Source organism: Streptomyces sp. NPDC053474 (genome assembly GCF_044544845.1).
In the GTDB taxonomy this organism is placed as follows: domain Bacteria; phylum Actinomycetota; class Actinomycetes; order Streptomycetales; family Streptomycetaceae; genus Streptomyces.
Genome location: NZ_JBITXV010000013.1, coordinates 264,062 through 277,309 on the forward strand (window position 1 = coordinate 264,062; position 13,248 = coordinate 277,309).

Here is a 13,248-nt window from a genome sequence, read left to right on the forward strand (position 1 = left end):
CCTCAACGCGGGATCAGCAGGGCTGCGTTGGCCTCGTCGGCGCAGGAGCGCACCGCGTCGGCGGGACCGGCGCGGCCGAGCAGCACGGACACGATGGCCTGCCCCAGGGCGCGCGAGACGCGGGGGTAGGCGGGGTGCACCGGGCGTACGCGCGCGGCGGTCAGCGCCTCGGTGAACACGGGCAGGCCGGGCGTGTCGGCGGCGTGCGCGCGCCAGGCGGGGCGCGCCCCGCTGCGACGGCTCAGCGGCAGGCTGCCCGCCCGCACGTCCCACCGGCTGTCCTGGGCGGGCTGGATCAGCCAGGTGACGAAGGTCCGCGCGGCCCGCGCGCGGGCGTCGCCGTTGTCGAAGAGCACCCAGGTGTCGGGGCCCGAGATGGTCACGGGCCCGCGGCTGAAGGTGGGCAGCGGGACGACGTGGTAGTCGAGGCCCGCCTGCCGGAGGTCCGGCAGCTGCCAGGGCCCGGTGATCACCATGCCCATCCGCCCGGACAGGAAGACCTGGTACATCTGCTCGCTGCCCGGCTTGGGGTCGACATAGACGCTCCGGTCGCGCGCCAGGTCCCGTACGACCTCCAGGGCGCGCACGCCCGCCGTGGCGAAGCCGATGCTCCGCCCGTCGTCGGCGATCACGTCGCCGCCCAGGTCCCACACCAGCGGCCACAGCCGCCACACGGTGTCCTCGTCGCCCGTGCCGGGCCAGCTGGTGCCGAACCGTCCCTCGCCCGCGTTGGTGAGGCGGCGCGCGGTGTCGACGAACTCCTGCCAGGTCCAGCCCGCCTCGGGCAGGTCGAGCCCGGCCGCGGCGAACACCTTCTTGTTGCAGATCACGCCCAGGCAGTCCAGGAGCGCGGGCACCGCCCGGACCCGGCCGTTGACGGTGACGGCGTCGCGGGCCGCCGCCCAGTAGTCGCGCCACGGCGTCGGGGCCCGCCGCACGTGCCCGGTCAGGTCGACGACCTTCGGGCTGCGGGCCACGCTGGCCAGGTCGGAGCCGAAGACGTAGGCGATGTCGGGGTAGGAACCGGCGGCCAGGGCCGCGGTGACCTTCTGGAGCATCGCGTCGGAGACGACGCCGCCGCCCATGTCCACGCGGATGTCCGGATGGCCGCGCTCGAAGTCGGCGACCAGGCCCTTGATGACCTTCGCGGCGATCTCGGTCTGCCCGTGCCACAGCTGGATGGTGACGCGCCCGTCGGGACCGACGCCGCCGCCGGAGCCCGCCGCGCAGCCCGACCCCGCGCCACCCGCCGTGACGAGCGCCCCGGCACCACCGGCGCGCAGCAGCCCGCGCCGAGAGAGCGGACCTGACGCACCGGGCACCGCGGGCATCGCCACCTCCGGAGGATCGGTCCTTGCGTCGAGTCGAGGGGAACGTACGAGGGGATGTCCGTGGCGAGAAGAGGGCTGGGGGCGGGGGAGCCGGGTTCCGGCCGCGCGGAACGGGGCGGTCCGGCTGTGCGGGCCGACCGCGTGTGCCGCACCGGGCGGCGGTGCGGTCGCGATCGTCGGCCGTGCGGGCGCCGGGGGCGTCCGCGGCTCGCACGCCGTCGCGCGCGACCGCGCCGCCGACGGCCCGCGGCAGCAAGGCCGGATCCCGCTCCCGGCCGTACGAGTTCCCACGACGGCCCGGCGGACCAAGGGGACGTGCGCCATCAGGGGGACGGGCGGGTACACGCGAGCGCGGCCCGGTGAGAGATACAGAGCGGCCCGCGGGCCGTGCGGTACGCACCAGCCCCCCACCCTCACCTGGAGCAGCCCATGCCCCGACCACCTCGGCGCGCCGTCACCGCCGTCGCCGCTGCCACCGCCGCCCTCACGGCCGGTCTCGTCGCCGCCCCCGGCGCGACGGCCGGGGAGCGGGCGCCCGCCCCCGTGCACGAGGCGGCCCACGCCCTGCCGGGCCGGTACATCGTCACCCTGGCCAAGAGCGTGCCGTCCGACCGCGCGGCGGAGCAGTGGCGCCTGCCGGTGCGCCAGACCTTCCGCGCGGTCCTCAACGGCTTCTCCGCCGATCTGACCCCGCGGCAGCTGAGCACCGTACGGCGCCTTCCGGGCGTGGTGGCGGTGGAGGAGGTCGGCGTCATCTCCGGCCCGCGCAGCACGACCTCGAGGCGCCACCGGGAGGCCACCACATCGTGGGGCCTGGACCGCATCGACCAGGCCCAGCTGCCGCTCGACGGCTCCTTCACACCGGGCGAGGACGGCGAGGGCGCGACCGCGTACATCCTCGACAGCGGCATCGACTTCGACCACGTCGCGTTCGAGGGCCGGGCGACGCTCGGCTTCGACGCCTTCGGCGGCGACGGCAAGGACTGCTACGGCCACGGCACCAGCGTCGCCTCCCTCGTGGGCGGGGCCACCTACGGGGTCGCGCGCAAGGCCAAGCTGGTGTCGGTGCGGGTCCTCAACTGCGAGAACAGAGGCACCAGCGAGGGGCTGCTCTCCGGGTACGAGTGGATCGCGAAGAACGCGGTCCCGGCGGCCGTGGTGAACTCCTCACTGAGCTCGCCGATGTTCCCGACCATCGATACGGCCGTCAACAACCTCGCGAAGGACCACGGCATCCTGACCGTCGCCGCCGCGGGCAACCAGGGCCGCAGCGCCTGCACCCGCTCGCCCGCGCGCGCGTCGAGCGTCCTGGCCGTCGGCAACAGCACGCGCAGCGACGTCCAGTCCGTCACCAGCAACTACGGCCGCTGCGTGAGCCTCTACGCCCCCGGGCACCAGGTCCTCGCCGCGGCGATGGGCGGCGGGTCCGCCACGGCCAGCGGCACCTCCTTCGCCGCGCCCTATGTCACCGGGGCCGTCCTGCTCGCCCTGGACGACGACGCGGAGAGCACCCCGGCGGCCCTCAAGCAGCGGATCATCGACGACGCCACGCAGGACGTCCTCACCGTCAGCCCGGGCTCGCCCAACCGCCTGCTGTACCTGGCTCCCTCGCTGACCCCGGACGACCCCGAGGAGGACAACGGCTGAGCCCGCGGTCCCGGCCGGGCCCGCGGGCCGCCGTCTGCACGCGGCGCGGCACGGCTCAGGCCGGGGCGTCCGCACCGCTGTCGCCCTGGTCCGTGACACCTCCGTCCCCGTCCTGCGCGCCGCTGTCGCCCTTGGCGTCGGCCAGGCGTCGGCGCAGCTGTGCGGCCACCGACTCCTTGCCCTCGTCGGAGAGTTCGGCCCCCGCCTCGTCCGGGACCGGCGACGGGGGCGGTACGGTGCGCTGTTCCTTGAGGGCGGCGAGCAGTGTCTCCCGCGTGACGGCGGCCTCCCGGCGGCGGGCCGTGCCGACCGCCGCGAGGATGACCGCCAGCTTGATGTCCCGGCCGGAGACGTCGCCGACGTCGGCCAGGTCCTCCGGCGACACGTCGTCGTGCAGCGGCAGTTCGGCGGGCAGATGGGTCTGCCAGATCCGGCGCCGGGCCGCGCGGTCGGGCAGGGCGAAGTCGACGTGCAGCAACCGGGACTCGACGGCCGCGTCGTAGCTGTGCGGCAGGTTGCTCGCGAAGATCACCAGGCCCTGGAAGGTGTCGAGGGCCATGAGGAGCTCGGTCCGCATGGAGTTGATGGCGCTCTCGGCGGCCTGCTGGGGCTGGGCGAACCGGCGCGAGAGCAGCGACTCGGCCTCGTCGACGAAGAGGACCGCGTTCTGCTCCTTGGCCGTGGCGAACAGCGCAGCGAGGTTCTTGGGCCCCTCGCCGTGGTACTTGCTCTCCAGGTCCGAGAGGCGGCAGGACAGGATGCGGCGGCCGAGCCGGTGCGCGATGGCGTGCGCGGCCATGGTCTTGCCGGTGCCGGGCGGGCCCCGGAAGTTGACCGCCGTGGACGGATGGGGCTCGATCGACCGCAGGTTCCAGGTGTCGAAGACGAGCGGGGCCACCTCCACGAGCGACACGCAGTCGAGCAGCCTGCTGACGGTCTCCTCGGGCAGGACCAGCTGGTCGAAGGTGTACAGCGGCTCCACCGTCGAGAAGGACGGGGTCTGCGGCTCCTCCTCCTGGGCGGGCCACGGCGCGGGGTCGTGGCCGGGCCGCGGGGGCAGCGTGCCGTATCCGGCGCTCAGGACGAAGGGGCCGGGCCGGTAGTGGTCGACGATCTCGCCGAGCATGGCGAAGAGCCGCACCCGGAACTTCACCAGTTCCCGGTCCGGCAGGTCCGCGGGGAAGCCGCTCAGGAAGAGCCGGGGCGCGGACCAGGAGCCGTTGTCCGTGCCGTGGTCGTCGAGGCCGCGCTCATGTCTGGACACGGATCACACCCCTCGACGCGCGGAGCCTGCGGGCGAGTTCGGGGTCGATGGCGTGGGCGTCCCAGACCTGGGTCGCCGTCCTGACGCCGTACGGGCTGAAGATGCCGCCGACGACGTGGTAGTCGCCGGTGGTGAGGCGCTCGGACAGGATCTCCGCGTAGCCGCCCCGCACCGCCCGCGCGGAGATCCAGCCGTTCACCATGTCCCAGGTCACCAGGGCGAGGACGGCCCCGGCGGCGAAGCCTCCCGCCATCAGGAGCAGGAGGAGGCTGATGGGTTCCACCGCTGCCCCTCAGGTGTAGACGACGAGCCCGCGGCCCGCCGCGTGGTGGCGCACCACGGCGGCGTCGGGCTGGCGGGCGCTGGCGAGCGCCCGAGCCTGGACCACCCGGCCGGTCCGCTCGTCGAAGAAGCCCTGCACGATGCGCGTGGACGCGGTCGTCGGGGTCTTGTCGAACACCCCGCCCACCTTGGCGTAGTCCTTGTTGGCGATGCGCTCGGCGAGCGAGAAGGCGATCGCGTTGGCGTTGTCCGCCTTGATCCTGCCGCGCGCCCGGAACCATTCCGTGATGATTTCCACGGTGATGGAGACGATCACCACCGCGATATAGCCGAAGAAGGCGATCGCGGCGATGAGGGAGAGTGGATCCATTGGTGTCTTTCCCCCCGATAGTGTTCGTTTTTCTTCCGTTGTCGTTCGGATGTGGTTACGGACTCGTCGTGTGTGGCCGCCCTCGTATCAGCGATGGCGCCGGAACCATCGGTTCAGTTCTGCTTGATCGATCTCTGTGTCCAACCGGTTCCTCTTCCTGCGCGCGCGGAACGTCGCGACGGCCAACGGCACCGCGACGGCCAATCCGGCGGCCACGGCCGCCCATTTCGCCATCGATTCCTCCCGCACTGCCCCACTCCCGGCCGTGGCGCTACTCGAAGATGATGAGTTCCCGCCCGCCGAACATCCCCAGGAGTTCACCGTCCAGCTCCTTCGCCACCATGAACCTGCCGTACGGCTCCCCGGAGGGACGCAGGCAGGGGCGGTTGTCCCGGTCGACGAACAACTGGAGACAGGGGAATCCGTAGGAACGTCCCTGCCGGGTGAGGAGGGCGCCGTGGTGCACCTGGGGCACGTCCGGGCGTTCCTCCACGAAATAGCGGACGACCTCGTCGAAGGTGAGCTTCTTCAGCTGCAGCGGGCGCGGCACTTGTGCGATTTTGATCGCGACATCGCCGAGGAGTTGCAGAACTCCGACGACGGCTTCCGCGGCCTCTGGCGGGACTTCCCGGTGCCAAGGGCGGCGGCGTCCGTGCCGTGCCGCTGAATCTTGTGAGTGTGGATCATCGGCCATGCGTGATCGCCCCCCGAAATCCCCCGAAGCCGGATATCCCGATGAGCGAGTGTAGCGGCGAAAGCCTTTTCTTGTACCGCCTTATTTCCGGGAAGCGCGGCGACTCCCTGTGTGATTTCCGGAGTGACGGAGGTGACGCCCGGGAGACGTGGTGCGGAGGATGGGACGGTACAGCCCGGTCAACAGCCCCGTCAGGGGAATGGCTGTCCTCGGCGTCCCTTGAACCGTGCGAGCCCCACCCGGCGCCGTGGGGTGTGGATCACCGTATCGGCTACGGAGGTCCCGTTTCCGGCGTGGCGTGTAACCGGCTCGGCACACCGCGTAGTTGCGGTGGGGGTGCGGCGCGAGGGTGGTGGGTCGGATGGATAGGGAACCGGTGCTCAGAGCCGTCGGGCAGATGAGGTGCGGTGACCACCTCCTCCTCGGCTACGACACCGAGGAGGAGCGCGAGGTGCTGCTCGCCGCCCTCGACGTCGTACGCGGTCCCGGTGGCGACGCGTTCAAGGAGTCGCAGGACGCCGAGCGCCTGCTCGCCCCGGTCTTCCAGGCCCTGCCCGTGCTCGCGCTCTCCGGGGAGATCGACGACACCAACGTCACGGCCGTGGCCCGGGCCCTGCACGGCGAGGCCGCGCGCACCGCGGGCCGGGCCGATGGCCACCGCACCCGGCTCAGCCTGCGCGACGTGTCGTTCATCGACGTGGGCGCCCTGCGGCTGCTGGTCCACACGGGCCTGCGGCTGCGGGCGCGGGGCGGCGGCCTCCTCCTCACCGGGGTCGCCCCGCACGTGCGCCGGGTGATGCGGGCCACGGGCTGGGACGCGGTCCCCGGCCTGGAGATCGACAGGGGGGAAGAGGAGCTGTGACGCGAACCGGCTTCGCCCATCAGGCGCTGTGCTACGGCGCGGACGAGGAATTCCCGGAGGGCACCCTCGGCCAGTACCACGCGTACTGCGCCGCCCGCGAGCGGAGCGGCGCCCGCCGCGTCCGGGTGAACGGCGAACCCGTCTGGACGGGTCGCACCACCTTGGAGGTCCAGGAGTGGATGCGCTACGAGTCGCTCCTGAACGTCGCGTTCGCCGCGTCCGGCCACTGGATCCTGTGTCCGTACGACACCCGGGCCCTGCCGGAGGAGGTCATCACGACCGCCCGCCGCACCCACCCCGAGCTCGCCGTCGGCGACGACGCGCTGCTGCGCAACGACCGCTACGCCGCCCCGGCCGACTTCTACGCCGAGTGCGACGAGGCCGAACGCGAGCTGGCCGGGTCGGCCTGTCGCGAGGCCGCCGAGATCCCCTTCGAGCGGGGGCGGACGGCCGTGGCCCGCGCGGCCGCCGCCGAGTTCGCGCGCGGCCGGTCGCTCGCCGAGGGCCGCGTCCAGGACCTGGTCGTCGCCGTGCACGAGACGGTGGTCAACGCCCTCCGCTTCGGCGGCGGGCACGGCGTGCTGCGGCTGTGGAGCGGCAGTTGAGCGATCTGATGACCGAGCGGCTCGGCCCGGACGGCTCGGTCGTGCGCCTCTACTTCCGGCGCTGAACCGGGGCCCGTGCCCCCTCCGCGCGGCGCCACGCGGAGGGGAGGGATGGCTCAGACTCCGGCCACGCTCTGGATCCAGGAGCGGTACGCCGTCACGTTCGTGTACGCGGTGGTGGTCTGCCGGTCACTCGTGGAGGCCACGCCGACCTGGAGGCCGTTGGCCATCATGGGGCCGCCCGAGTCGCCGCCCGCGGTGATGCCGTTGCCCCGGCGGGCGCAGATGGCCTGGCCCTGGTAGGCGTCGCGGCAGCCACCGGTGACGGTGACGTTGGCGACCTTCAGGAGCCGGGACTGACAGTTGATCTCCTGGCCGCACTGGGAGGTCGCGCCCCAGCCGTAGACCTGCACGGACTGGCCCACGGTCACGGAACCGGGCTGGCCGAGCGGCGAGTACGTGCCCGCCACGGAGCGGTCGAGCTTGACCAGGGACAGGTCGGCCGACGGGTTGCTGGTGACGCTGACGCCGTTGGCCTGGGTGCCGCCCGTGGTCTGGTCGAGGCTGCCGATGCGGAAGGAGAGGCCGCCGCCGCTGACGCAGTGCTTGGCGGTGAGGATCCAGGTCGGGGCGATGATCGTGGCCGTGCACGTCTGTCGCCCGTTGGAGAAGAGCCGGGCCGCCCAGGGGGCGTTGCTGGCGTAGCCGCCGCCGATGATCGGCTGGGCCGAGGTGGTGGACGGGGCGGCGGGCGCCCGCTCGGCCGCGGAGGCCTGAGCGGCGGCGGTGGGGGCGAGCCCCAGGACGGTCAGGGCGACCGCCGCGACGGCGGGGAGGAGTCTGGATATTCGCACGTTCATCTCCATTGTGTGGGGGTGGAGCGTCCTCCATGAGGACGAAGCCGCATAGGTATGCGGTCAGGGGTACACGCGCGAGGCGGGTAATCCTGTCGCGTGCATGCCATCAAAGGCCCTTGAGAATCTGGCAGATGGGCCAGTGCTGTCGCAAGGGTTGGGGCACGGCTACTCGCGTAGAGTTGCGGACACATGCATAGTCAAGCGAAAACGTATGGTCTGGACTATTGCGTGGCGAAAGGTCGCTCCTGCGGGGGCGGGCGGGGCGCTCCTGGCCTCCGGTGTGGCCTCTGCCTCGCCCCCGAGGGGCATGGGCCGCGGGTCCCGGGGGATTCGGCCACCATGGGCTTTGATGGGCTGGTGCGAAACGGGACAGGCCGGGCGCGGCGGCTGGCCCGCGGCCGTGTGGTGGAGGTAGCGGCGCGGGCCGGCTTCGTGGCGCGCGGCGCGATCTACGTACTGGTCGGCGTGGTGGCGTTGCGCATCGCGCTCTCCGACGACGACGGAAAGCAGGCCGACCGCGGCGGCGCGCTGACCGAGCTCGCCCAGAAGCCCTTCGGGGAAGCCCTGTTGTGGCTCCTCGGTCTCGGCCTCGTGGGAATGGCGCTGTGGCGGCTGTCCGAGGCGTTGTTCGGACAGGCGGGCCCCGAGGGACGCAAGCCGGGCAAACGCCTCCTGTCGGCGGCCCGGTTCGTCTTCTACGGCGTCGTCAGCTATCTGGTCCTGGCCTACGTCACGGGGGACAAGGGCAGCGGCAGCGGCTCCTCCGACCGGCACGCCGACGACTTCACGGCGACCGTCCTTGGCTGGCGGGGTGGGCAGTGGATCGTGGGCGCGGCGGGGCTCGGCGTCGTGGCGGCCGGGCTGTGGATGATCGGCAGGGCCGCGCTGCGCAGGTACCGCCGCCGGTTGCGGATGGGGGAGATGTCCGCCCCTGTGCGCCGGGGCGTGGACGTGCTCGGGGTGGTCGGCGGCTGCGGCCGCGGATGCGCCTTCGCGGCGGCGGGCGTGTTCCTCGTCGTGGCCGCCGTGCGGCACGAGCCGGGCGAGGCCAAGGGGATGGACGACACGCTGCGCTCCTTCAGCCACACCGCGGGCGGGCCGTGGCTGCTGGTCGCCCTGGCGGTGGCGCTGATGGCGTTCGGCGTCTTCTCGTGGGCCAGCGCCCGCTGGCGGAAGGTGTGAGCTTCGCGGGGGTACGGCCGGGGCACGGTGCGGCGGCGGGGAGGGGGCGTCCCCCGGCCGCCGCATTCACGGAGGGGCCGCGCTACGGCCCGAGTTCGTAGTCGAACCAGAGCCGGTGCGTGCCGTCCTCGTCGACCGCGATGCCTCCGGTTCCGCTGATCCCCGCGAGGTCGCCCGTTCCGCTGCCCGGGACGATCACGAAGAACGCGCCCTGCTTGCGGCTGTCCACGGTGGTCCCCGAGTGCGCGAAGTTGAAGGTGCCGCTCCGCGTGTGGAGCGTCCCTTCGAAGGACTCCATCGCGACATAGGTGCCGGTGCCGGTGGACTGGTCGGCCGCGGCGGTGAACAGGGTCGTGGAGTGCCCGACGACCTCGCCCTCGTACTGCTTGGCCATCGTGGCCACCGCCATGGGCACCGCGGTCTCGATCCCCGGGCTCGGCGTGGTGACCGGAGTGAAGTCGGCGACTTTGAACGTTCCAGAAGCTCGCATACCGGATCGTAGGCCCCGCCACCCGTACGGCCACCAGAGGACAAAGCCTGATCTACCAGACGGATGGCCCGGCACCGCCGCCCGGAGAATCTCCGGATGCGTACGTGTGCTCGACCCACGGGCAGGGAAGGAACGCGGCCATGGAGATCCCGGGACCCGAAGCCCGCCCGGACGGCGGCGTGGGCGCCGTCACGGATGCGGGCGGACTGCACGCCTATCAACTGCGGCTGCACGCAACGTACGGACCCGTCGTGCGGTTCCAACTCCCGGGCGCCGAGGAGGCCGTGTCGGTCGCCGACCCCGTGCTCCTGGAAGCCACGGCCCACATCGACAAACGGCCCGAGCGGCTCTTCGCGTTCCTGGCCCCGCTCTGCGAGGCGGACAACCTCCAGGTCCTCGCGGCCGACCAGCACACCCCGTGGCGGCGGCTGCTCCTCTCCGTCTTCGCCGGACGCCCCTCCCACGAGCGGCACTTCGCGCGGTTCACCGAGCTCGCGACGGACCTCGCGGACCGCTGGGCCGCGCGTGCCGGGGGCGAGCCGGTCGAGCTGCAGAAGGACCTCACCGCGCTGACGCTCCGGATGATCTGCGCGTACTCCCTGGGCGGCGACGCCGAGGACCCCGAGAAGGTCACCGAAGCGTTCGAGACGGTGCTCACCGAGTACCTGGGACGGCTCTACCAGGCTCCGGTCCCGGGGACGCAGGACGAGCGCGCCCGGCGCGCGGACGAGGCCCTCGCGTATCTGCGGGCCACGGTCGACCAGGTCATCGCGGCGCACCACCGCTCCGGCGGCCGCGCGGACCGGAGCGATCTGATCGGCGCGCTCGTCGAGGCGGGCCAGAGCTCCGCGCGGATCCGCGACACCGTCATGGTGACGCTGCTCGCCGCCCACCACACCACCGGCGTGGCCGTCTCCTGGACCCTGCACCTGCTCGGCCAGCACCCCGAGGTGGCGGCCCGCGTCACCGAAGAGGTGGACCGCGTGCTCGGGGACCGCGCCGCGCCCACGTACGCGGACCTGCGGCAGCTGACGTATCTGGACATGACCCTGAAGGAAGCGATGCGGCTCTACCCGCCCGGCCCGTACGGCGCGCGGGAGATGACCGAGCCCCTCACGCTGGGGGAGTACGAGATCCCCGCGGGGACGACCATCTTCTACCCCTTCTGGGCCGTCCATCTGAACCCCGACCACTGGCCCGAGCCCGAGCGGTTCCTCCCGGAGCGGTTCACCCCGGAAGAGACGGCCAAGCGGCCGAGGTTCGCCTACATCCCCTTCGGCCTCGGCCCCCGCAGCTGCGAGGGCGCGGGTCTGGCCACCGTCGAGGCGCAGCTCGTCCTGGCCGTGCTCCTCAAGCGCCTCACGTTCCGGCCGGTGCCGGGGCACCGGGTCACGCCGATCGAACGGTTCGTGCTGTGGGCGGCCGACGGCATCCCGATGCGGGTGAGCGCGCGGTGACGCGGGTGACCAGCGGTAGATCCCGTGTCCTGCCCGCGCTCGCCCTGGCCCTCGGCCTCGCCGCGGGCACGACGTCCCCGTCGGGGGCGAGTGACGCCGCGCCGCGGCACCCCACCGCGTCCGCCGCCCGCACTCCGGCCGCGTACGAGAACGTCCTCGACCTCGAAGGCGCCCCCAAGGCCGCGTCGCCGGGGGAGTTCAACCCCGTCAACGTGTTCGCCGACCGGGGCGCCTGGCACGCGTACGCCCTGCCCGAGGCGGGCGACCCGACGACGTACGGAGGCTTCACCGGGCCGCTCTACCTGGCCCAGGAGTACCCCTGGTGGCTGAGCCGGTCCTTCAGCAGGATCCGGTTGAAGGAAGCGGGGAGAACGCTCGATCTGGCCGGTGGAGGCGCGCCGCGCTTCACGTCGCTGCCGGGGCTGCTGCGCCAGCGCTACCGCCTCGACGGCCTCGACCTCACCCTGGAGCTGCGGTTCGCCACCGACCGCACCGCACTGGTCCGCGCCCGTGTCCACAACAGCGGCCGTACGCCGCGTACGCTCGCCGCCGACTGGTCCGGCGGCCTGCTGCGCCCCGAGCAGGGGCCGCAGCGGGACGCGCCCGCGCTGGCCACCACGGCGCGCGGCGTCGCCGTCGACTTCGCGCGCGTGCGCGAGAAGTGGGACTACCTCACCGACGGCACCGAGCGCTTCCAGATCACCCACCGCGAGCCCGTCCGCACCACGCTCGACCACGACGCCTACCGCACCGAGCTGGCCGCGCCGCTGCGCCTCGCCCCCGGCGCGGCCCGCACCCTGGACTGGGCGGAGAGCTACACCTTCACCCCGGCCGAGCAGGCGCGCGAGGGCGCCGCCGTGCGCCGCGCCCTGTCCCACCCGGCCGCCGTCGCGGCGGCCGGGGACGCGCGCTGGCGCCGCTACGTCGCCGCTGTCACCGACCCCGTCCCGCCCGCGCGCCGCCGCCTCGCCGTGAAGGCGCTCCAGACCCTGGTCACCAACTGGCGTTCGGCCGCGGGGCGGATCCGGCACGACGCGATCAGCCCCTCGCTGTCGTACAAGTGGTTCGCGGGCGGAATCTGGGCCTGGGACACCTGGAAGCAGGCCGTCGGCACCGCCCGGTTCGACCCGCGGCTCGCCGAGTCGCAGCTGCGCGCCATGTTCGACCACCAGATACGCCCAGGCTCGGCGAGCAGGCCGCAGGACGCCGGGATGATCCCGGACGCGGTCTTCTACAACGACCCCTCCGACGGCGGCGGCAACTGGAACGAGCGCAACAGCAAGCCCCCGCTGGCCGCGTGGGCGGTGCGGGAGGTCTACGAACGCGGCGGCGACCGGGGCTTCCTGCGCGAGATGTACCCGAAGCTGGCCGCGTACCAGGCGTGGTGGTACCGCAACCGCGACCACGACGGCGACGGGCTCGCCGAGTACGGGGCGACCCTCGACCCCGCCAACGACAGCGCGGAGCAGCGCAGGCTCGCCGCCGCCTGGGAGAGCGGCATGGACAACGCGCCGCGCTTCGACGCCGCCCTCGGCACCTCCGTCGTCGCCAACCAGGACGCCTCGGGCCGCGTGACCGGCTACTCGCTCACCCAGGAGTCCGTCGACCTCAACGCCTACCTCGCCGCCGACCAGACCCATCTCGCCGCCATCGCGCGGGAATTGGGGGACAAGGCGGGGGAGCGGCACTGGCGCGCCCGCGCGCGGGCCACGCACAAGGCGGTGCGCGAGCGGATGTACGACCCGAAGAGCGGCTGGTTCTACGACACGGACCTGGCCGACGGCTCCCGGCTCACCGCGCGCGGGCGGGGCATCGAGGGCGCCGTCCCGCTGTGGACCGGCACGGCGACGCCCGCGCAGGCGGCGGCCGTACGCGACAAGCTGACGGACCCGGGCGAGTTCGCCACACCCGTACCCTTCCCGACGGTGGCCCGCAGCTCGCCCTACTTCGCCCCGCGGCGCTACTGGCGCGGCCCCGTCTGGCTCGACCAGGCGTACTTCGCCGAGGCAGGGCTGCGCCGCTACGGCCACACCGCCGAGGCCCGCGCGCTGACCGACCGCCTCCTCGCCCACGCGGCCGGTCTCGCGGACCGGGGCCCGGTGATGGAGAACTACGACCCGCTCACCGGCGCACCGCTCAACTCCCCGAACTTCAGCTGGTCGGCGGCGGCGCTGCTGCCGATGCTGAGCGGGTCATGAGTTCCGCGA

General features: G+C 73.1%; 13 protein-coding genes. 6 read left to right on the forward strand and 7 right to left on the reverse strand.

Features of this window, described 5'->3' with window-relative positions; translation table 11 throughout:
* Window positions 1–2: 2 nt before the first annotated feature.
* Window positions 3–1,331, reverse strand: coding sequence for an ABC transporter substrate-binding protein (locus tag ACIG3E_RS29430; protein ID WP_399622572.1), 1,329 nt, complete (start codon window positions 1,329–1,331; stop codon window positions 3–5).
* Window positions 1,332–1,760: 429 nt separating this feature from the next.
* Here ACIG3E_RS29430 and ACIG3E_RS29435 point away from each other — a divergent pair, with 429 nt between their 5' ends.
* Window positions 1,761–2,978: a S8 family peptidase gene (locus tag ACIG3E_RS29435; RefSeq protein WP_399622502.1), complete on the forward strand. Its 1,218-nt coding sequence runs from the start codon at window positions 1,761–1,763 to the stop codon at window positions 2,976–2,978.
* 55 nt (window positions 2,979–3,033) lie between these two features.
* On the opposite strand, the gene ACIG3E_RS29440 is transcribed toward ACIG3E_RS29435, so the two are convergent.
* The 4 genes from ACIG3E_RS29440 to ACIG3E_RS29455 form a co-directional block, all read right to left on the reverse strand.
* Window positions 3,034–4,242 (reverse strand): ATP-binding protein, encoded by a 1,209-nt coding sequence (locus ACIG3E_RS29440; protein ID WP_399622504.1) that lies wholly within the window; start codon window positions 4,240–4,242, stop codon window positions 3,034–3,036.
* Window positions 4,229–4,525 carry a hypothetical protein gene (locus ACIG3E_RS29445; RefSeq protein ID WP_399622506.1) on the reverse strand — a complete coding sequence of 99 codons (297 nt, stop codon included), beginning with the start codon at window positions 4,523–4,525 and terminating at the stop codon, window positions 4,229–4,231. Before ACIG3E_RS29445 ends, ACIG3E_RS29440 begins: the two co-directional genes overlap by 14 nt.
* A gap of 9 nt (window positions 4,526–4,534) precedes the next feature.
* Window positions 4,535–4,894: a hypothetical protein gene (locus ACIG3E_RS29450; protein ID WP_138957777.1), complete on the reverse strand. Its 360-nt coding sequence runs from the start codon at window positions 4,892–4,894 to the stop codon at window positions 4,535–4,537.
* A 271-nt stretch (window positions 4,895–5,165) separates the two neighbouring features.
* Window positions 5,166–5,444, reverse strand: a complete 279-nt coding sequence (locus ACIG3E_RS29455; protein ID WP_399622509.1) for a hypothetical protein — start codon at window positions 5,442–5,444, stop codon at window positions 5,166–5,168.
* Window positions 5,445–5,949: 505 nt separating this feature from the next.
* Here ACIG3E_RS29455 and ACIG3E_RS29460 point away from each other — a divergent pair.
* Both ACIG3E_RS29460 and ACIG3E_RS29465 read left to right on the forward strand, forming a co-directional pair.
* Window positions 5,950–6,450, forward strand: a complete 501-nt coding sequence (locus ACIG3E_RS29460) for an STAS domain-containing protein (RefSeq protein ID WP_399622511.1) — start codon at window positions 5,950–5,952, stop codon at window positions 6,448–6,450.
* A complete protein-coding gene (locus ACIG3E_RS29465) occupies window positions 6,447–7,055 on the forward strand; it encodes an MEDS domain-containing protein (protein WP_399622512.1) in 609 nt (202 codons plus the stop codon). Before ACIG3E_RS29460 ends, ACIG3E_RS29465 begins: the two co-directional genes overlap by 4 nt.
* A 116-nt stretch (window positions 7,056–7,171) precedes the next feature.
* Here ACIG3E_RS29465 and ACIG3E_RS29470 read toward each other — a convergent pair whose 3' ends face one another.
* On the reverse strand, window positions 7,172–7,909 hold the full coding sequence (locus ACIG3E_RS29470) for a trypsin-like serine protease (protein WP_242714561.1): 738 nt from the start codon (window positions 7,907–7,909) through the stop codon (window positions 7,172–7,174).
* 342 nt (window positions 7,910–8,251) lie between these two features.
* Here ACIG3E_RS29470 and ACIG3E_RS29475 point away from each other — a divergent pair, with 342 nt between their 5' ends.
* Window positions 8,252–9,094 (forward strand): DUF1206 domain-containing protein, encoded by an 843-nt coding sequence (locus ACIG3E_RS29475; protein ID WP_399622515.1) that lies wholly within the window; start codon window positions 8,252–8,254, stop codon window positions 9,092–9,094.
* 82 nt (window positions 9,095–9,176) lie between these two features.
* Here ACIG3E_RS29475 and ACIG3E_RS29480 read toward each other — a convergent pair whose 3' ends face one another.
* Window positions 9,177–9,584 carry a DUF3224 domain-containing protein gene (locus ACIG3E_RS29480; RefSeq protein ID WP_399622517.1) on the reverse strand — a complete coding sequence of 136 codons (408 nt, stop codon included), beginning with the start codon at window positions 9,582–9,584 and terminating at the stop codon, window positions 9,177–9,179.
* A 140-nt stretch (window positions 9,585–9,724) separates the two neighbouring features.
* Between ACIG3E_RS29480 and ACIG3E_RS29485 the strand changes: the two genes are divergently transcribed.
* Complete coding sequence (locus ACIG3E_RS29485; protein WP_399622520.1) at window positions 9,725–11,041, forward strand: cytochrome P450; 1,317 nt, start codon at window positions 9,725–9,727, stop codon at window positions 11,039–11,041.
* A gap of 5 nt (window positions 11,042–11,046) precedes the next feature.
* Window positions 11,047–13,239: an MGH1-like glycoside hydrolase domain-containing protein gene (locus tag ACIG3E_RS29490; RefSeq protein ID WP_399622522.1), complete on the forward strand. Its 2,193-nt coding sequence runs from the start codon at window positions 11,047–11,049 to the stop codon at window positions 13,237–13,239.
* Window positions 13,240–13,248 lie beyond the last annotated feature (9 nt).